Source organism: Streptomyces sp. NPDC002889, assembly GCF_042888425.1.
Taxonomy (GTDB): domain Bacteria; phylum Actinomycetota; class Actinomycetes; order Streptomycetales; family Streptomycetaceae; genus Streptomyces.
Genome location: NZ_JBIAPT010000030.1, coordinates 62853 through 81519, shown reverse-complemented (window position 1 = coordinate 81519; position 18667 = coordinate 62853). Strand labels below are relative to the sequence as shown.

The window sequence follows — 18667 nt, the reverse complement described above, 5'->3', positions numbered from 1 at the left end:
GGCGGGGGAGGGGTGCCGGGTTGATCTTCGGTCGCCGTCGACCGGACGCGTGTCGGGCCGGGGCCGTACCCCCGCCGTCACGCATCACCGCGAACCCGCCCGCCCCGGGGCCACCGGGGCGGGCGGGTGTCCGTCACACAGCCACCAGACGCCCTCTCCCGACGGGCAGTCAGCTGCCATGCTGAGCAGCTGAACTTCCACCTCCCCCTTGGAGAGCAGCGTGGACCTGAGCGCCACCGGCGAACCCGTCATCGTGCAGGAGGACACCCAGGTCCACGTCGGCGTCGACCTTCGGCCGGGCACTCTCACCCTCACCCGGAACGGCAAGGACTTCGCGGCGTACCACGCCCTGGTGCAGTTCGCCTCTGTCCGCGCGAACCCGTGGGCAGCGCAGGAGGTCAAGTTCTCGGCCAAGGGGCCGGACGGCAAGTCCGTGGGATTAACCGTGGATCTCCTCAACGACGCCTGCGACGGCCCCCGGGCTGGCGTTCCCGCCGCGATCTGGAAGGTCGTGGCCCTCGCCGCGACCTCCGCCGGAGACGTCGGCATCACCTACACGCCTCCTGGCCGCGCCTGATGTAGGGATGTCGTGAGCGGCGTATCGGCAAGAACCGACTCCGCTGCCCCCTGACTGTCGTCTCCTGGCGGCCGTGCGGTCCGGCCATGGACGACAGCGGATCGGTTGATGACAGCCCTACAGTGCGCCCTCGTTCCCCCGCAGCGGAGCCCACCACGAAGTGGGCGGCGCCGTCGCTGCCCGCACCACTTCACCAAACGCCACCATGGCCGCGTCCGGGCGCGCGGTGGTGTTCACGTACAGCGGGGACCTGGCTGACTGCGAGTGACGGCGGTTCCGGAGACGTGTGGTCGCCGGGCTGGTCGACGCTATCGGCGGATGATGTTGACGGTCACTGTGGCCGCAGTGCCGCCGAGGAAGACAGCGCCGCCGAATGCTGCGACTGCTGCAATCGGATCGGTGTGGCCGGTGACGATCAGCAGCAGGATGCAGACGGCGGAGAGCAGCGCCGCGATGCCCGGCAGCAACTGGCCGATCTGGCTCAGATGACGCGTAAAACTTGTTGTACCGTCGGTCTCGGTCGTAGTCATTCGAGTTCCCTGAATTGTTCGAGTGTCACGGGACGCGAGACTCCACGACCTGCCGGGGAGTCCCCCGCTGCACCTCGCCCGCCAAAGCATCGGTGCAGCACTGGGGCTCCCCGTTCGTCGTACTGGGGCTCGCTGAACTGGAGGATACGCAGAGCGCGCCGCCCCATCCCAACTGCACGTGCGATACGGAACAAAAGAGTTCCGCGGCATTCTCGCAGGAGAGTACGGAACCTGATGTTCCGTTAGGGCTCCGTCACGGATGACCGAGCGTGAGGCGACCGCACCGCCCACCATCGCGGAAGCAGCTGCTCCCCCTCGGCCACGGCTGACGGTGCGATCGCCTCACGCTCGGCGCGGTACGACGGCGTGGGCAGTACTTCGCGAAGAAGAAGGGCATCACCTGGCTCAACGCGATCAATGACCAGGTGATTGGGATCGGGCAGAGAGTGGTGCCCGGCACCCCGCGCGACTCCCTGTTCATCCTGGACGCGCTGCTGAACCTGGACGGCGGGGTAAAGCCGGAGATGGTCGCCACCGACAACGCCTCATATTCCGACATGGCCTTCGGCATCTTCAGGATGCTCGGCTACCGCTTCTCCCCGCGGTTCAAGGACCTGGAAGACCAGCGGTTCTGGAAGGCCCAGATGCATGGCACCGAGACGGCCGGCGGGTACGGGCCGCTGGAGGCGCTGGCCCGCAACAAGGTCAACGTGAAGAAGGTGATCACCGCCTGGCCGGACATGCTGCGGGTGGCCGGCTCCCTGGTCACCAACCAGGTCCGGGCCTACGACCTGCTGCGGATGTTCGGCCGGGAGGGCCACCCGACCCGGCTGGGGCAGGCGTTCGCCGAGTACGGGCGGATCGCCAAGACCCTGCACCTGCTCGCCGTCGTCGACCCGGTCGACGACACCTACCGGCGCCAGATGCACAAGCAGCTCACCGTCCAGGAGTCCCGCCACAGGCTCGCCCGCGAGATCTGCCACGGCAAGAAGGGCACCATCCACCAGGCATACCGGGACGGGATGGAAGATCAGTTGGGCTCGCTGGGTCTCGTTCTGAATTCCGTGGTGCTCTGGACGACGCGGTACATCGACGCCGCTGTCGCCGAGCTCCGCGCGGACGGCCACGAGATCCGCGACGAGGACGTGGCCCGGCTGTCCCCGCTCAAGCACAGGAATTTGAACGTCCTGGGCCGCTACAGCTTCACCGCCTCCCAGCCGGTCGACGGGCTGCGGCCGCTGCGGGACCCGGACGCGGTCGAACTCGACGAGGACGACGAGGAATAGGGGCTTGGCGTCTCTCCCCGGTAGCCGGATCGTTGTCCGGGGTGAGGCGCCGGGCCAGGGAGGGCCTGGCCGAAGCGGAGGAGGGGCGCTGTGGCGCGTTCGTCCGGGTCATCAGCGCAGCGATACGCAACGCAAGAACTCACGCGGCGGTCTTGAGACATGGTGTAGACGAAGTGGCCTGCATACGCCCTGTCAGCAGGGGGGATCCTCATAGTCGAGGACAAAAGCGAGGGGATACCTGCCTGGTGCCGGACTCTTTGAACGCCGAGCATGGAGGGATGCCGAAAATCTATCACCCGATCCTCATGGGTAACAGGGATGAGACGGCCACTGACTCGGCTGCACTCAGCCCTTTTCGAGCAGTAGCCGTCACCACGGTGGCTGTGGGCTGCGTGGCCTTCGCGTTGTTCGCCGTGTCGCTGTCAGTAGGAAAAGCGCCATGGGCATGGTGGATGCAGATCCCCATCCAAGGTGCTGGCATGCTTGCGCTGGTGGCCGGATTCGTCATGCTGTTCCGGCGACCGGGCCTAAGCCGCACCGGCGCATTGCTGGTGGCATTCGGGTTGACCTGGTATGTCGGCGATCTACAGTTTAGCGAACACCAGGCCTTATATTCAGTCGGCTTTTGTCTATTCTTTTTCAACGCCGCGGTCATGGCGCAGATCGTCTTAAGCTTTCCCTCGGGCCGGCTTCGGGATCCCATCGCCGCCATAGTTGTTTTTGGTCTTTATGGCATTATTCTGATCAGCCAGACCGCTCGATACTTCGTCGAAGAATCGCCTCCGCCGCAGGTCTGGGGCGACCCCAAAGCGGGGACGTACTCACCCTGGGCTACCGCCGGGACGCTAGCCGGGATGATCCTCTGTGCCGCCGTGCTCGTGCTGCTGATTCGACGTTGGCGGTCAGGGAGTCCACCGATGCGCAGAAGCGCCATTCCGGTCCGGTTCTTCGCCACCCTGGCGGCTGTGATCGTCAGCGGCTTCCTGATCGTTGCACTGACACACGCAGCTGCCCAACTCAACCACATCCTGCTTTTCGGATATGCCACAGCTGTACTCCTTGTTCCCCTTGCCAGTCAGGTCGACGCACTTCGGGAATGGGTTGGCCGGGCTAACGCTTTCGAAAAGCTTGCTGATTTCGAGGAGGTGGCAAGCGAGAGTTATCGGGAACTCCTCGCCAAGTGGCTCGGCGACCCGAAAATCGAAATTCATCCATGGCTACCTGACGGGAAGCGGTACGCAAATTCGGCTGGCGATACTGTCGAACTGCCTACAGATCCGGGTCGCAGCGTGACATTCTTGGAATGGAAGGGTCACCGAATTGGCGCACTCTTTCACGATTCCTCGCTGGATGGCGCTCGGCAGCTGAAGTCAGTAGCGGCTGTGACGAGAATCGTTCTCGAGAAGGAAGCCCTTCAAGCACAACTGCGCAGCAGTCGAAACCAGCTGATCGACCTTGAAATCGAACACCGTAAAGATCTGCAGAGCGCACTTCATGACGGCGGGCAGGACGAAGTTATCGGGATTCGGTTCGCTCTCCATGATCTGATAAATGAACTGGGACAACAGGCGGAGTCCAGCACCGTCGGGCTGATACAAGACGGTATAGCTAGGACCGAGCGCTTGCAGGACCAAATCAAGGAGGTTGCGTTTGAGCTGTACCCGCCGGCGCTCGACTACGGTTTGAAGGCTGGCGTCGTGTCGCTCTTTGACAAGTTGCGGCTCCCCCCAAAAGATCTGACGATCCCGGAAACACGCTGGCCAAAGCGAGTCGAGCACGTTGCTTACCGGGTCATCAGCGAGGCGATACGCAACGCCAGAACTCACGCACACGCCAACACAATTCGGGTCAAGGTCACGCATCAACCCGATTGGCTCATAGTCGAAGTAATCGATGATGGCGTGGGGGGTGCTAACTCGGCTGAAGTGCGGGGAGTCGGAAGTCAGCGAGCACTTCATCTAGTGAATGTACTTGAGGGGAAATTTACCATCGACAGTCCACACGGCGTGGGCACACACGTGAAGGCGGAACTCCCATGCATATTATGATTTCCGACGATGCCCCGCTCTTCCATGACCTGCTTGCGCCTCGTCTGCGGCAGCGCGGGGTTCAAGTGAGTCAGGCCAGGTCGATTACCGAGACCAAGGCACAGCTTGAGCAGGGCTTAGCTCCCGATGTAATCCTGCTGGACATGGACTTTTCGGTCGCAGGAGAGGGATCGTTCGCTGGGCTGACGGCAGCTCGGAGCATCCGTCGGGGGTACCCCGAAATCGCTTTGCTCGCCATGTCGAAACACGACGAATTGCGCATCGCGTTAGAAATGATGAACATCGGGCAACAGGGCGGCCGTATCGGCTACCTCCTCAAGGACAAACTCGAGGGCGTCACCCAGTTACTGGATTTCGCTCGTACTGTGCATGCTGGTGGCATCTGTATTGACGCGCAGCTGAAAGGCTTAGCAGCCCGTGGCGGGAAGCTGACTGACACGCAAAAAAGGGTTGTAGATCTGATTGCGCGGGGGTACACGAACAGAGCAATCGCCGAGCGACTTCTAATTGCTGAAGGGACAGTCGAAAGGCACATTGCAGCGATCAGGAGGGGTTACGGACTCCCTTCGCCCGAAGAAGAGCGAAAATTGCAAATGAACATCCGCGTGTTGATCGTCCGCGCGTACCTAAATGACATCATGGGTCACAACGATCACGGCCCGGAGTAACACTGGGGGCATCCCACATCCAGGTCGCCATGTACAGGGGTTCCCCCCATATCCACACGGAAGATGCCTGAGTCACTATCGAAGCAACCCGCTTCACCTGTGCTGACCCAAAGAACAATTTGAGGGCGCATGGCTGAGAGCCACGTTGCAAGTTCGACCGATACCTCAAAAGAGCGGCGACGGGCGCGGCCGCCAGCGGGTCCCGACGCTCCTGAGCCGCGGTATGACCGCTCTGGAGCGTCTGCCATCGATCCACCGCGTTGATTTGGAGGGCACGACATGCGTATATCCGCGCCGGGCTCATTTCTACGTTTCTTCTGTGCCTTGGGGGTGTGCCTGGCGCTTCTGGTCGTGGGGGCCTGCACAAATGAGAAACCCGAACCGCCGGCACCGGATCCGGTGACCACCGCGTCGACGACCACGGAACCCGAACCGGGCCCCACCACCACGGAACCCGAACCGGGCCCCACCACCACGGAACCCGAACCGGGCCCCACCACCACGGAACCCGAACCGTCCGTGCCCGAGAGTGTTGTGGGCTCCTGGTGCGGCGGCCAGAACGACGCACCCGACGGGCACTGGACCTACGTCTTCTCCGGCGACGGGAGCGTTGCTGCAAACAACAGAGAGGGCGGCTTCTCTGGGTATGTCGTTACCCAAGGGGATGTCATGATCTTTTATGTGGAGGGCGGTGCGCCGTTCGAATCGACATGGTCGGTGAGTTACGAGGAAGCCCTCGGCACCAATCTGCTTTTCCTCGACGATTACAGTTATGTCCCGGGAGGGTGTGACTCGTAGAAATCAGATTGGGGCCCCAGTGATCCTTCGATCTCCCGGGGGCCTCGATCTGCGTAAAGCACAGGCACCAGGCCTGGGCGATGGGTCGTGTCGTGGTGCGGCGGGTCGATCTCGTGATGTCATGCCGAGCGAGTAGGACAGCCAGCGGCCCGTTGCGCGAGCCAGGCGACGAACTCGTGGGAGCCGGTGCGGATCAAGGGGGACCGCCCGGTGTGGGGTGCTTCTGGGTGGCCGCACCTTGAAACCTTCCGCAGCGGGACGCGCCCGCGTCGAGGAGTCGGAGAAGACCGTGCCGCAAGGCGTGCGGCTTGATGGAATTACTTGGGGACAGGCTGGTCTTCCTCGCCAAGCGACGCAGAAGGTTTAAGAAAAGGCGTCACCGATCGGCTTGGCTTGTTCCCAAAGGCGCAGTTGCGCGCCTACCTCAATGACACCATGGGCCACAACGATCAAGTCACGGACTGAACAGGGGCCATCCCGTTTCCAGGTCGCCAGCATCAGGCTTCCCCCCATATTCCGACGGGAGGCATCTGAGTCAGTATCGAATCAGCCCACTTCATCTGTGTGGGCCTCCAAGAGAAGGGGGTGAGCGGGCATGGCGGATAGCCGCGAAGACAAGACCGAGCGCTACGCCAAGAGGGCCGTCACCAGCGTGGCGGCTGGCGGCGCCGGACTTCTGGTGAGCCGCGGCATGACCGCTTTGGGCTTCGCTGCTGGCGGTCCGGCAGGAGCGCTGGTAGGCGCTGCCGTCGGGGCTGTCGTAGCCAGCTGGGTGTCCGAGACGCTGGACGAAATCGACATGTAAGCGGCGTCGCAACTGACGCCATCATCAACCACCGCAGAACTCAAGGAGCACACATGCAATACAGGATTCCTCCGGTGAACCCGATCCCGCCGCTGCCTCCGTGGCAGCGGCCGCCCGACCCGACCCCTCCGCCGCAGCCGACCCCGCCGGCGCCGCTGCCGACCCCGCCGGCACCGACCCCTCCTCCGCCCCCGCCTGACACCTTCGGCTGAGGTGGGCTGAAGCCCGGGCCACAAAACCCGGTCATCACAACCTGTCCAAAACGGGGGCTGCAGCACATCGTCTGCTGCAGCCCCCGTCGGCTGTTCTGGCCGAAGAAAGAGATCACTACATATAGATCATGCGAGGCTCGGCGCCTCTCATAAATGACCATCTGTGAGATTTCTGAGAACGGCCCGCGAGTGATCACATCTCCGCAGGTCGCCGCTCGCAAAAGTCCCCTCAAAACCCGCACATTGTGCGACGGGGTTCTACTTAAGAGACTGCCGCCATGGATTTGACGCCCGATCAGGCCGCATTGGCAGTAGAACGTCACGACTGCCCGAACTGTGACGCGCCCGCCGGCAGCGCCTGCCGCACCCGGGGCGGGAAGACCGCCGCGAAGTACCACACCCCCCGCTTCGTCCTCGTCCCCGCGCTCCGCGAGGAACTGGAAATCCCCGTCCCCGCCGACCGGCACCCCGGCCGCGCGTGGAAGCAGGGTCCGGCGCTCGCCGTCGTGCCCGCGCCCCGCACGGAGCGACCGATCCGGATCGGGTACGCCAGGACGTCGACCGCGCGGCAGGAGCTGGCGAGCCAGCTCGAAGCCCTCCACCGGGCGGAGTGCCACAACGTCTTCAGGGAGCAGATCAGCACCCGGGTCAAGGTGCGGCCCGAGCTGGCTAAGGCGCTCGCGCTGGCTCACCAGTTCAAGGAGGCCGCACCCGAGACGCCGGTCATCTTCACCGTGCACGAGCTCAAGCGTCTGGCCAGGAACGCGGCCGACTGATGACGCTGTCCACCGAGCTCCAGGCCGCAGCATTCAGCTCGAACTCCTCACCGGCCCGCTCACCGGCATCTACGACCCCAACGGCATGGCGCCATGTTCTTCGCCGTACTCGCCGTCGCCGGGCAGATCGAGCGCAACCACATCCGGGAGAAGACCCTCGAAGGCCAGGTCACCGCGGCGGCCAAGGGCAACCACGGGGGACGCCCGAAGGTCATCGACGACGACATGCTCACCTTCGGCGTCGCCCTCAAGGGCAAGGGCGTCCCCGTTCCGGAGATCGCGAAGAAGCTCACCATCAAGACCGGCAAGAACGCGGGCAAGTCCCCGTCCGTTGCCTCGCTCTACCGGGCCCTCGCCGAAGCCGAGCAGGCCGCTGCGGCCCAAGCCCGTCCGCATCCGCCGAACCGAGGACCCGCTCACCCCCGAAGAGATCGACCTCCGCGAACGGCTCCAGGCCCCGGAGACCCGGTAGCGGCCGCCAGTTGTTGTTCGCGAGCACTGTGCTCCGCAGGGCTGACCTGCGGCTACCCCGCCACGGCAGAGGACCCCGGAAGCACCGCCGGGGTCCTCTCACTGTTCAAGATGAATCTCACCGATACTGGCTGTTCCGTTGGTCCCCAAGGCCGAGTGCCACCAGCGCGGCACCGACGACGGCCAGCAGGCCTCCCGCGACCGCGCACAGAGCCGTCGCTTTTCCGTCAGCCCGCTGCACCTCGACGAACATCTCGCCGCTCCTGCTGGCGAGCTTTCCTTCCACCGCGACCTCCACGGACACGGCATCCCCAGGCGTCGCCTCAGACAAGGAAATCCCCTCCACCCACCGAGAGCTGTTCCAACGTGGGTCCACAGTGGGCGAAAGGCGCCAGTGGGGAGACGCCTGTTCGGCGGATCACACAGCGGCACTGTCCGAAGCACGAGAGATTAGGACGGCGGTCACGTCCGCTGGAGTGGTGTATCGACGGTCACTCGGTGATCCTCTTTTGAGGCTATGCGGTGAGTTCGGTGGGCAGGACGGGTTCGTCGTGCTGACTCGATCGGGTGGAGACGGGCCTTGGCGAGGAGCTCGCGGCCCCTGGCCGGTCCGCTGACCATCGACCTGGACTCCACCGTCGTCCCGGTCTACGGACGGGCTAAGCAGGGCGCCGCCTTCGGCTAGCACTTCAAGGAGTCGTCCGGCACGGCGCGGGATCTCGCGGGCGACCTGAACGACAAGTTGAGAAGGCCTACTCCGCAGTCGGACACCTTGCGTACAAGGACGCGCCCGAAGAGCAGAAGGAGCAGAAGCCGGCAGCGCAGAGCTGAGCCCGCCCGTCGGCGCCGGTGGGAGAGTCGTGCTCCAGGCTGTCAACCCACAGTGAAGCGCCTCATAATTGAGTGAGTTACGCGAAAAACGTTGTGACTTCGTTCAAGAGAATGAGTGTATTCTGGTATTATGATGGGGAGTTGAGTGTTCTAGGAGGGTTGAGTGGGCCAGTCGCAACGAGCCGAGGACGCGATGAACGCGACCCAAGCTCGGAACGCCCTGTACGCCTTGGTGAAGAGCGCCGAGGACGAAGGGCTCACGACGCGGATCCATAAGCGGCAGGATCATGTTCTGCTGGCGCCGTTGGACCGCCTCCCCGTAGCCCGGAAGCCGGAGGGCCTGCCGTCCCACTCCCTGAGCGCCGCGCAGGGGAAGTTCGGCGAACTCGTCACGCTGGCGGCTCAGGGCCACCCGCAGGTGCTCCTGCGGAACACCACACCGGTCGCGGTGCTGCTGCCCGTCGACGCCGCCTCCGGTGCCCTCTCATCCGATCCGGCCGCGCACACCGGCGCGGTGCCCGCAGGAGGTGCGGTGAACAGCCAAGGCAATCCGGACCGCGACAGTGCGCCGCGCAGGCTCGCCACGTTGGGCGACGCCATCGGCGCCGTGCTCACCTCCGGCCCGGCCGGCGGCCCCACGTTCGGGCTGCCCGGCCTGGACACCGCGACGGGTGGTCTGCAGCCGGGCCGGCTGATGCTCGTGGCGGCCGCCCCGAACGTCGGCGGGAGCCTGCTGGGGCTGGCCGCCGCACGGCAGACCGCGCTCGTCGACAACCACCGGGTGCTGTACGCGGCGTCGGGACCGAACCAGGCCGACATCATGCGCCGGATCATCTCCGCGGAGACCGGGGGCGACTACCCGCGCCTGAAGCAGGGCCGCCTCACCGAGCATGAGCAGCAGGTCGCCCAGCAGCTGGTCCACGCGCCGCTGCTGATCGACGACGGCAGCGATCTGACCGCCGAGGCGATCGCGGAGACCGCCCCGTACGTCCAGGACCTGGCCCTCGTGGTCGTGGACCGGCTCCAGGCCGCCCACAACGCCCGCCTCCCCCTGTCCGGCAACCGTCTCCCGGACGCCTCCCAGGTCCTGGCCGGCCTCGCCCGCACGCTGCACGTACCGGTGCTCGCCATCGTCGACAGCGACGACCCCACGCTCCTGGGCCTCCTGGACGCCGACGTCCTGGTGACGCTCGCACCGACCGAGGACCCCTCCAAAATCCAGGTGACGGTCGCGGAACGCGACTTCGGCATCATCGGCTCGGCGTACCTGCGGCCCGACCTGCTGCACGCCCGCTTCCTCGACGCCCAAGCCGCCCCCGTCCGCCGTGCGGGCGGCGAAGGATCCGCGCGGAGTCTGGGCAGTGCGGTGGAGCGGGAGTTGGCCGAAGCGGCGCTTCCCTACACCTCCGGTGCCCAGCAGGGGCTGGCAGCCTCCCTCACGCACGTGCTGGCCGCGCTGCGCACCGCGCTGGCCAACGGTGACCAGGAAGCCCTTGCGGAACTCGGGCCGTCCCTGGCCCAGGCAGCTGCAGCGCCGCCGCAGCTGCCGGACACCGCCGAGGGACGTCGCCTCGCCGCCGCGCTGCGCGCCTACAACACCACCGGGCAGCCCGCCGCTGTCCAGCACACCGCGGACAGCGGGCACGTCCCGGACGACGCCGACGAAGAAGACACCGACGACGGGGACGAAGACGGTCTGGCGCCGGGGGATGAGGAGGACGAGCCCGAGAGCGCGGTTTTCCCCGCCCTGAGGATCCTCAAGGACGCGGTCGACCGCTCGAAGATGCACCCGATCAAGGTCATCCGCACCGAGGAACGGGACAGCGGTCCGTGGCCGCTGATCAGCGAGGACATGGACGGCGAGCCGCGCTGGGTCCACCCCGACATCACCAGCACCCGCGTCCCCCACACCAGGGCGAACGGAAAGCGCGTCAGGCGGGACCAGCTTCTCGTGCCCGACTCCTTCGGCGAGGGCGTCATGTGCCTGATCGACCGCAACGGCAGCTACCCGTCCGCCTGTTCGGCCGTGCCCCTCGCCCCGAACAAGCTGCTGCACACCGGCCCCCTCGCAGCGTTCGACAAGACGCAGGCCGGCATCTACCTCATCGACATCCCGCAGTGGAACCACCCGAACATGCCGCACCCCCTGGGCCGCGCCATCGAGCGGCCCGACGAACAGGGCCGCGTGTGGGTCACCACCCCCCACATCAAGCAGCTCGAGAAGCTCGTCCGCGAAGGCCACCTCGACGCCGCGCCGGCCATCCACGACTCCTGGACCGGAAAGGCCAACGAGTCCCTCTTCAAGCCCTTCTACACAGCTGCCCGACAGGCTCGTACCGAGCTCGTCCAGACCGGCGGCGACCCCTACAAGGCGTACAAGACCCGGCTGTCCATCGCTCTGCGCCTGCTGTGGCCCAAGCGCAAGGAGCAACGGTCCCCGTTCTGGCGGCCCGACTGGCGCATGAGCATGGTCGCCGAGGCATCCGTCCGCCACTGGACCATGGCCTTCAAAGCCGTCCAGGACGGCCACACGCTCATCGCCCTGCGCAACGTCGACGCGGCCGTCTTCTGGACACCCCCGGGCACGCCGCCCGCCACGTACCGGATCGGGACCGGCTTCGGCGAAGTGAAGGCCAAGTACATTCAGCGCGGCGAGATCATCCCCGAAGGTGACGACTGATGGCCGGGCCCACAGGCCGCGGAGGCTCCCTGGGCGGCGCCCTCAACGACCTCTTGCGCTCTCAGGTCACTCCCCGGCACCGGCTGTCGTCATACCACGCCCGGCACTGGCACGCCCAACTCAGCCACCTCACCGCAACCCACCGCGGATACCAGGCCCTGGAAGATGCCGGACTCCACGTGACCACCAAGACCCTGCTCAACTGGCTGTCCGACCCTGAGTACAACATCCGCCGCAGCTACCGCGACCTCATCCACACCGCCTACGAGAACGTCGCCATCGTCCCCGCCGACCCGATCCCCGATCACGTCAAGGACGGCCAGTTCGAGATCAGCGGCATCGTCAAGACGGGCGACGACGAACGCGAGCGCGGCACCCGACGGGCCTCGCCCCTGCGCATCGACGGGAGCAGGGGCAACTGGGGCGAGATCGAGGAGCTCTGGGCCGCCGGCGAGCTCACCGACGACGAGTTCGAGGACCACTTCATCGACGACGTCATCGTGGAGGACATCGGCGAAGGCACCGACGGTTGGGACTTCCCCGGAAGCTCGTACTCCGTCGAGCTCAGGTGACCCCGCCACTCACTGAGCGTCTGGTCCGCCCCGGAGCGCAGGGAGTTCGCCCGGCTCACGACTCGCGCACCGAGAGAGTTCCCCGACCTGACCAGGCGATGAGGAGTTCAAGGAGAGGACAGGACATGGCTCAACTCACGGTCCGGTACCTCGATGGATCTTCGCAGGTCGCCCGGGGCGGCTCAACGGTTCTGTGACACAACATACGCAATTTTGTGTCCACAGCCGTTTCATGATTGCTCTTTGTCCTCCTTCGAGTCTTCCCCCGGCTTTGGTCTGGCCCGCGATCGTCCGTCTCTTCCTCTTCGAACTGTGCTGCCGCATCACGGATCGACTGGAGGAGTTCGGGATCCACTCGGTTGGACCATCGTTCGGCCTCTGCTTGCCCGTCGTACTGCCGCAGCACCTCGGCCATCACGGCCACGGCGACGGTCATGCCCTTGCGAGCTGCTTGTTCCCAGCGGGCGAACGCCTGCAGCAGCGCCCCATCCCGCTCTGGGTCGCAGGCAACCTCCTGCCTGCGACGCTGACGCAGGTGCCAGGGCCCCGGGGGCGGGGTCAGGTGGTCCAGTTCTTCACGGCGGCTGTGCCGCGGGATGGCGCGACGGGAGCCCGCACATCACCGCTCGCCGAGTGCCGGTTGATTCGCTTCCCATACGGCGCCAGAACGATGCTGCAGTCGGCCTCGAAAACGGTGGTATCAGCATCTACCTCGTGACGGGCGAACCCGAGAATGGCTTGATCACCATTGTCTGCGACGAGCCGGATGCGCGGCCGGACTTCTTGAAGCCTGCTTCCTCCATCACCGGGGCCACGTGTTGCCTGGCCAGCAGACCCAGCGGTGTCATCGATACCTTCCTTGTTTCGCATCCACGTGTTTCTCGCACAGGACTGACGCGGAGCAGGTGCCGTTGTCTCCCGGACCGCTGAGACAAGGGCGCTCAGCATGCAAGGCTGGATCTTCAGGAGAGCTGTTCCCGGTGCCCGACGCATCGTACGTAACGGGGGAGAGGACCACACTTGTGCAGCAGCCACGGCTGAGCCGCACACATCGAATACTGATCGGCGTCGTTGTCGCGGGAGCGTTGATCATCGCCGCGATCGGCTTCGCGGGGTCGTACGCAGCCGTGCGCGAGCTCGCCGTCCAGAAGGGTTTCGGCGACTTCTCGTACTTCTTCCCCATCGGCATCGATGCCGGCATCTGCGTCCTGCTGGCGCTGGACCTTCTGCTGACGTGGATGCGCATTCCGTTCCCGCTGCTGCGGCAGACGGCCTGGCTGCTCACCGCGGCGACGATCGCGTTCAACGGCGCGGCTGCCTGGCCCGACCCGCTGGGTGTGGGCATGCATGCTGTCATTCCGGTGCTGTTCGTCGTGTCGGTGGAGGCCGCCCGTCATGCGGTCGGCCGGATCGCCGACATCACCGCGGACAAGCATATGGAAGGGGTGCGGCTCACGCGCTGGCTGCTGTCGCCGGTGCCCACCTTCTTGCTGTGGCGCCGTATGAAGCTCTGGGAGATCCGCAGCTACGAGGGAGCGGTGAAGCTGGAGCAGCACCGGCTTGTCTACGAGGCGCAGTTGCAGGCCCGCTTCGGGCGCCGATGGCGCCGCAAGGCGCCGGTGGAGGCGCTGATGCCGCTGCGCTTGGCGAAGTTCGGCGTGCCGCTCACAGAGACCGCGCCGCACGTCCTGGAAGAGGCCGGCTTGAACCTCAGCGCCGCTGTGGCAGTGGAGCACGCTGACAACCAGGCACCGACCGTTCAGGCAGACAGCGAGGACCAGAGGCCCCTGGCGGCCGGGGAGTTCGGCGAGACTGCGGCCGCCGGCCGCGGGGAGTACGAAGTCCGCGCGGATACGTCTGCCATGGGCAGCATGCCTGCGCCCGAGGAGCAGGACGTCCCCGAGATCGACCTGGCCGAAGCCTGCCGGGTCTTCATCAGTCAGCACGGTGCCTTCCCGGAGGCTGGCCAGTTCACCCTCTTCCTTGCCCAGACCTACGGGGTGAGCGATCCGGAGACCGGCCAGCCGTTGACCGGCGCCCTGCTCGAGCCGGTGCTGGCGCAGCTGCGCCAGACGCAGGCCGAGGACCGGCCGACCGCAACGGTCATGGCCGGCACCGATGGCCGCCTGGGCTCCACTGAGACGAACGCCTGGTTCGCCCCGCCGGTCACTGCGCAGCCTGCCATGGCGGAGCCGGTGGGTGCGCAGCCGTACGCGGCCGACCCGGTCCCGGTACCCAGCGCCTCGGCGTTAGACGACCGCCGGGCCGGCGGGGGAGTGCCGCAGCAGAGTGCACCCGATGTCCCGTCGGCAAGGATGACGGAGGCTCCCGTCGGCGAGCCGGCCGCCTGGGAGACCTCGGTCACCGACACGGGAGCGGCGACCGCGCGGCTGCCCGAGCAGCAGATCGAAGAGCCCGAACTGGACCCCGTCCAGCAGCAGATTGTGACCGTCGCCGAGTGGCTGGCCGAGGCCGAGGAAGCCGGGCAGAAGCTCTCCGGCGCGGAAGTCGCCCGCTGGCTGGGGGTGTCTCCCAAGACCGGACAGCGGCGCGTGAACGCTGCGGCCCAGTACCTCGGGGAGCAGCGCCGGCAGCAGGGCCGCACCCGCCTCCGGTCGGTCAGAAGCTGATCGGCCGATCGTCACACGGTGGCCGATGACCGTGTCCGGTCATCGGCCACCGTCATGCCCGCAGTCCGTCGGCCATGACCGAGGGCCCCGGGTGACCGATACCGGTGACCGAGGACCGGCAGCCCCGTGACCGATCCACGCGGCCGTGACCGATGGCCGGTCCGGGACTCACTGGCCATCGGGCATGACCGGCCTGCCGCTCATCGCTCACCCGTCGCCGTAACCGATCGCCCCCGTCCCGTACATGGTTCCAGCACGCCGGGGCACAGGCTTGCCCGTCCCGGCACGCAGGCTTGCCCACGGTTGCATCGACCGGTCACCCAGGCTTGCCCAAGTCCCCGGCAGGCTTGCCCGATCGGTTCCCGGCGGCTTGCCCAGCACATGGGCAAGCCACCCACCTGCTCGTTCAGGGAGTTGGGCAAGCCTTCGGGCAAGCCGGTCTGAGGAGAGTTCACGGCACGAGATCCGAAAGGAGATGTGCCGTGCTCGACCTGTCGCACCCCGCCCATGCCGGCGGCGGGATCTTTGACCGCCTGGATGCGGAGTGGGCAGCGCTGTGCGCCGACACCGCCGTCCACGCCGCGATGACCGAGTGGCTGGTGACCGATCACCTGGCCGACGACGTCGCGGCCGTGACCGATTCCTGGGTGTGCACCCTCGGCCCGGCGCAGCTGCTTGCCGCACTCCGCCCACGCGACGGGGCCATGACCGACGCGCTGACCGATGCCGTGCTGCGTGCTCTGCTGCGGCGTGCGGCCGGCCGTGACCGATCGGCCACCCTCGCCGCGCGCATCGTCGTGCAGGCGATGATCCCGGCCGCCGTCCGTATGACCCGCGGCCAGGTCCGTCCCTTCGGTGGCCGCTCCTTCGACGCGATCGGTCACATGACGGTGGCTGCCCTTTTCGAAGTCGCTTGCTCCGGGCGCATCCACACACGTCCCGGCCGGCCCGCCGCCAACCTCGCTCTGGACACGTTGCGTCATGTCTGCGCCGAGCTCGCCGCCGACCGTGAAGAGCGCGGGGAGGACCTGGCGGTCGCCGAGGACCTGGCCGACAGCGCGCCCGGCCCGGCCGAGGCGGCCGAGGCCTGGGCCATCCGCGCCGCCGCGGCCTCCGCCGGCCTTCAGCCCGCCGCAGTCATGAGCGAGGCGGAGGCCGGCCGCGCCCGCCTGGAGCTGCTCGAGCTGGTCCTGGACGCGATGGAGAGCGGCACTCTCCTGCCCGCCGACGGCCGGGCCATCGCCTGGCACTACAGCACCGAGCCGGTCCCGGACGCCACGGCCGCCGCCCGCACCGGCACGACGGCCGGCGCGTGGCAGCGCCGCCGCTCCCGCGCCGTGTCCCGCCTCACGGCCTCGCTCCAGCTCAGGCCCGCGGCATGACCCCGACTTCTCGCCCGGCCGCCGTCCGCCCGCTCCCAGAGAAGGAGAACCGCATGCCCCAGACCGTGAGGGTGCCCCTGGACGCAGACGAAGAGCGCGTCACCCGCGCCCAGCGTCTGCTGATCCAGCTGGGCGCCGCGCTGGTCTCGCAGCCCTTCGACACCCACACCCACGACCGGCTGCGCGCTTTCCTCGCCGACGACGCAGCCGACGTCCTCGCCTCGCTTCACGCGCTGCAGCAGCGCCCGGAGACCGAGCTGCGCAGGCGGATCGCCGAGCTGGCCGGCCACACCCTTGTGCCCCTTGGAGGTTCGGCATGAAGTCCGCCTGGAACCGTCGCCCGGCCAAGGAAGCGGCCGCACCCGACACCGAGCCGCAGGACTGGGACATCGACGAGGGGCCGCAAGATGTGGCTGGCTGGTCGACCGGCGCCCAGGCGAACACCGCCGCCGCCCTGCGCTGGACGGCCTGGGGGCTGCTCGTCCTCGGCCCGCTGCTCGGTACGTTCGCGTACCTGTCGGCCCCGGCACAGGCCGGCCCGGCGCAGAAGAAGCCAGCCCCCACCGCGCCTGCCGCCACCGGTTCCCAGGGCGCGGCCGGCTTCGCCCAGCTCTTTGTCGCCGCCTGCATCTCGGCGGGGGAGGGCGACCAGGACAAGCTCGCCGCCTACTACCCGGACGCCACCAGCCTGCGTCTCGAAGGGGATTCGGACCGCCACCGCGGCGAGCAGCTCACCGTCGTACGGCTGCGGCAGACCGACCGCGGCATCTGGTCCGTGACGGTGGCCGCCCGCATCACCGACACTGCCCCTTCCGCCAAGCCGTCCGACGACGACCGCCCCAACACGAAGGACGACGCCAAGGCCGCGGCCGCCCGAGCCGTGCGGTATTTCCAGGTCCCGGTCGCCACCGCACCCACGGCCGGTGGGGCGAGCGGCTACACAGCGCTGGCCATGCCGGCCGAAGTCTCGGCGCCGGAGCGGATCGAGGCCCCTGCCCTCGTCTACGGACCGATGCGGCCGGCCCTTCCCGCAGACCCGCGCACGCAGGCCGTCACCGAGTTCCTGAACGCCTACCTCACCGGCGCCAGGGAGCTCGACCGCTACCTCGCCCCCGGAACCCGGCTCGCCCCCGTCGCTCCGCCCCCGTACACGGGCATCGCCGTCGACTCCCTCGCCATCGAGGGCGAGAAGGGCACCGAGCCGGTGACCACCGTGCCCGGCGACGGCACGACGCTGCGGCTGCTGGTCGCGCTGCGTGCGACCGGTCACGACGAGGTCCGTGTCCCGCTCACCTACGCGCTGACCCTCAAGGCCCGCGCCGGCCGGTGGGAGATCGCCGGCCTGGACGGAGCCCCGACCCCCGCCGCCGCACCCACGGCGTCCGCCGCCCCCAGTGCCGGCGCGATCCCCTCCACGGCGCCCAGCACCCCCACGTCCAGCGCCGCTCCCACCGCCACCCCCTGAAGGAGAAAACGCCATGCACGAAACCGCCACGCTTGCCGCCGGCTGGATCCAGACCGGCACCGGCCTCGGCAACGAGATCAAGGACCTCATCTTCAACGTCGCGATCCCTGTGCTGTGCGGGGCGTTCGTCGTCATTGTCGGCATCAGGACGAAGGCGCCCGGGCCGACCATCATGGCCGTCATCTTCGCGGCCATCGTGTGGGGCGGCTCCGCCTCCATGGACTCCACCCTCAAGGACAAGGTCACCGAGGACATCCAGAAGTACGACGGCGGCGGCCAGCAGCTGTGGAACCAGGGTGACCAGTGACCGCCGTTGTGGTCGAGCCGGCCGAGAGCGACGGCGAGCTGATCGGCCGCTGCTACACCAAGGCCCGCCGCGCACCGCTGGTCCACGGTGTCATCCGCGACGTCAACGGCGGCCGGGGGATCCGGCTGCCGGGCGGCCCGTACACGCTCACCCAGCTCGCCGCGCTCGTCGGCACGTTCGTGGCCCTGATCCTGACCCGGGCCATCTGGGGCGGCAACGGGCTGATGGACGTCGGTGTGCTGCTCGGCCTGCCGTTCGCCGCCGCCTTCCTGCTGCGGCACCTGCACATCGACGGCCGCAACCCGGCCGCCGCTCTGGTCAGCGTCGCCGTGATGATGACCGGCCCGCGGTGGGGACGGCTGCACGGCCGGCCCTTCCGCCCGGCCCGCCCGGTGAGCGGCGACACACTCATCATCCTCGCCGCCGACGGCGCTCCGGCCGGCACCGCCCCTGCGGCGGCACGGCCGGCCCCCGCCGCCGCTGTCACCCGCCCCGCGCGGCCGGCCCGAGGTTCTGCCCGGCAGGCCCCGGCCACACCCTCACCCGATGCGACTGCCGGTGCCCCTGTGGCGTCCGGTGTGCAGGCCCTGCTCGCCCGCCGCGCCGCATCCGCAGATAAGGAGGAGTGA

17 protein-coding genes and 1 pseudogene are annotated in these 18667 nt (G+C 67.4%); 15 read left to right on the top strand and 3 right to left on the bottom strand.

Annotation, left to right across the window (positions count from 1 at the left end; translation table 11 throughout):
• Nucleotides 1-220 precede the first annotated feature (220 nt).
• Nucleotides 221-577 (top strand): hypothetical protein, encoded by a 357-nt coding sequence (locus ACFYWI_RS33150; protein WP_389239474.1) that lies wholly within the window; start codon nt 221-223, stop codon nt 575-577.
• A 308-nt stretch (nt 578-885) separates the two neighbouring features.
• On the opposite strand, the gene ACFYWI_RS33145 is transcribed toward ACFYWI_RS33150, so the two are convergent.
• Complete coding sequence (locus tag ACFYWI_RS33145; RefSeq protein WP_389239473.1) at nt 886-1107, bottom strand: hypothetical protein; 222 nt, start codon at nt 1105-1107, stop codon at nt 886-888.
• A gap of 371 nt (nt 1108-1478) precedes the next feature.
• Here ACFYWI_RS33145 and ACFYWI_RS33140 point away from each other — a divergent pair.
• From ACFYWI_RS33140 to ACFYWI_RS33115, 6 genes and pseudogenes are all read left to right on the top strand, one after another.
• Nucleotides 1479-2393, top strand: a pseudogene (locus ACFYWI_RS33140) (Tn3 family transposase); the annotation flags it as partial.
• Between the two features lie 278 nt (nt 2394-2671).
• Entirely contained in the window at nt 2672-4441 is a 1770-nt protein-coding gene (locus ACFYWI_RS33135) for an ATP-binding protein (protein WP_389239472.1), read from the top strand.
• Nucleotides 4438-5109, top strand: coding sequence for a LuxR C-terminal-related transcriptional regulator (locus ACFYWI_RS33130; protein ID WP_389239471.1), 672 nt, complete (start codon nt 4438-4440; stop codon nt 5107-5109). Before ACFYWI_RS33135 ends, ACFYWI_RS33130 begins: the two co-directional genes overlap by 4 nt.
• A gap of 279 nt (nt 5110-5388) precedes the next feature.
• Nucleotides 5389-5907: a hypothetical protein gene (locus ACFYWI_RS33125; protein ID WP_389239470.1), complete on the top strand. Its 519-nt coding sequence runs from the start codon at nt 5389-5391 to the stop codon at nt 5905-5907.
• A gap of 595 nt (nt 5908-6502) precedes the next feature.
• Nucleotides 6503-6712: a hypothetical protein gene (locus ACFYWI_RS33120; RefSeq protein ID WP_389239469.1), complete on the top strand. Its 210-nt coding sequence runs from the start codon at nt 6503-6505 to the stop codon at nt 6710-6712.
• Nucleotides 6713-7202: 490 nt separating this feature from the next.
• The gene (locus tag ACFYWI_RS33115; RefSeq protein WP_389239468.1) at nt 7203-7700 is read left to right on the top strand and encodes a recombinase family protein; all 498 of its coding nucleotides are present in this window, start codon (nt 7203-7205) and stop codon (nt 7698-7700) included.
• Between the two features lie 69 nt (nt 7701-7769).
• Here ACFYWI_RS33115 and ACFYWI_RS33110 read toward each other — a convergent pair whose 3' ends face one another.
• Together ACFYWI_RS33110 and ACFYWI_RS33105 are read right to left on the bottom strand one after the other, a co-directional pair.
• Nucleotides 7770-8084 (bottom strand): hypothetical protein, encoded by a 315-nt coding sequence (locus ACFYWI_RS33110; protein ID WP_389239467.1) that lies wholly within the window; start codon nt 8082-8084, stop codon nt 7770-7772.
• A gap of 205 nt (nt 8085-8289) precedes the next feature.
• Complete coding sequence (locus ACFYWI_RS33105) at nt 8290-8502, bottom strand: hypothetical protein (RefSeq protein WP_389239466.1); 213 nt, start codon at nt 8500-8502, stop codon at nt 8290-8292.
• A gap of 693 nt (nt 8503-9195) precedes the next feature.
• Here ACFYWI_RS33105 and ACFYWI_RS33100 point away from each other — a divergent pair.
• From ACFYWI_RS33100 to ACFYWI_RS33065, 8 genes are all read left to right on the top strand, one after another.
• Nucleotides 9196-11682, top strand: coding sequence for a DnaB-like helicase C-terminal domain-containing protein (locus tag ACFYWI_RS33100; protein ID WP_389239465.1), 2487 nt, complete (start codon nt 9196-9198; stop codon nt 11680-11682).
• Entirely contained in the window at nt 11682-12254 is a 573-nt protein-coding gene (locus ACFYWI_RS33095; protein WP_389239464.1) for a hypothetical protein, read from the top strand. Before ACFYWI_RS33100 ends, ACFYWI_RS33095 begins: the two co-directional genes overlap by 1 nt.
• Nucleotides 12255-13276: 1022 nt before the next feature.
• Nucleotides 13277-14884, top strand: a complete 1608-nt coding sequence (locus ACFYWI_RS33090; protein WP_389239463.1) for a DUF2637 domain-containing protein — start codon at nt 13277-13279, stop codon at nt 14882-14884.
• Between the two features lie 482 nt (nt 14885-15366).
• The gene (locus ACFYWI_RS33085) at nt 15367-16266 is read left to right on the top strand and encodes a hypothetical protein (RefSeq protein ID WP_389239462.1); all 900 of its coding nucleotides are present in this window, start codon (nt 15367-15369) and stop codon (nt 16264-16266) included.
• Between the two features lie 53 nt (nt 16267-16319).
• A complete protein-coding gene (locus tag ACFYWI_RS33080; protein ID WP_389239461.1) occupies nt 16320-16586 on the top strand; it encodes a hypothetical protein in 267 nt (88 codons plus the stop codon).
• Entirely contained in the window at nt 16583-17731 is a 1149-nt protein-coding gene (locus ACFYWI_RS33075) for a conjugal transfer protein (protein ID WP_389239460.1), read from the top strand. Before ACFYWI_RS33080 ends, ACFYWI_RS33075 begins: the two co-directional genes overlap by 4 nt.
• A 13-nt stretch (nt 17732-17744) precedes the next feature.
• Nucleotides 17745-18038, top strand: a complete 294-nt coding sequence (locus tag ACFYWI_RS33070; RefSeq protein ID WP_389239459.1) for a hypothetical protein — start codon at nt 17745-17747, stop codon at nt 18036-18038.
• Nucleotides 18035-18667 carry a hypothetical protein gene (locus tag ACFYWI_RS33065; protein WP_389239458.1) on the top strand — a complete coding sequence of 211 codons (633 nt, stop codon included), beginning with the start codon at nt 18035-18037 and terminating at the stop codon, nt 18665-18667. Before ACFYWI_RS33070 ends, ACFYWI_RS33065 begins: the two co-directional genes overlap by 4 nt.

What these genes read in the sequence shown, in the direction of transcription:
- ACFYWI_RS33115 (WP_389239468.1), top strand. Translation starts at nt 7,203, where the DNA reads ATGGATTTGACGCCCGATCAGGCCGCATTGGCAGTAGAACGTCACGAC.
- ACFYWI_RS33125 (WP_389239470.1), top strand. Translation starts at nt 5,389, where the DNA reads ATGCGTATATCCGCGCCGGGCTCATTTCTACGTTTCTTCTGTGCCTTG.
- ACFYWI_RS33120 (WP_389239469.1), top strand. Translation starts at nt 6,503, where the DNA reads ATGGCGGATAGCCGCGAAGACAAGACCGAGCGCTACGCCAAGAGGGCC.
- ACFYWI_RS33100 (WP_389239465.1), top strand. Translation starts at nt 9,196, where the DNA reads ATGAACGCGACCCAAGCTCGGAACGCCCTGTACGCCTTGGTGAAGAGC.
- ACFYWI_RS33070 (WP_389239459.1), top strand. Translation starts at nt 17,745, where the DNA reads ATGCACGAAACCGCCACGCTTGCCGCCGGCTGGATCCAGACCGGCACC.
- ACFYWI_RS33075 (WP_389239460.1), top strand. Translation starts at nt 16,583, where the DNA reads ATGAAGTCCGCCTGGAACCGTCGCCCGGCCAAGGAAGCGGCCGCACCC.
- ACFYWI_RS33135 (WP_389239472.1), top strand. Translation starts at nt 2,672, where the DNA reads ATGCCGAAAATCTATCACCCGATCCTCATGGGTAACAGGGATGAGACG.
- ACFYWI_RS33080 (WP_389239461.1), top strand. Translation starts at nt 16,320, where the DNA reads ATGCCCCAGACCGTGAGGGTGCCCCTGGACGCAGACGAAGAGCGCGTC.
- ACFYWI_RS33095 (WP_389239464.1), top strand. Translation starts at nt 11,682, where the DNA reads ATGGCCGGGCCCACAGGCCGCGGAGGCTCCCTGGGCGGCGCCCTCAAC.
- ACFYWI_RS33130 (WP_389239471.1), top strand. Translation starts at nt 4,438, where the DNA reads ATGATTTCCGACGATGCCCCGCTCTTCCATGACCTGCTTGCGCCTCGT.
- ACFYWI_RS33145 (WP_389239473.1), bottom strand. Translation starts at nt 1,107, where the DNA reads ATGACTACGACCGAGACCGACGGTACAACAAGTTTTACGCGTCATCTG.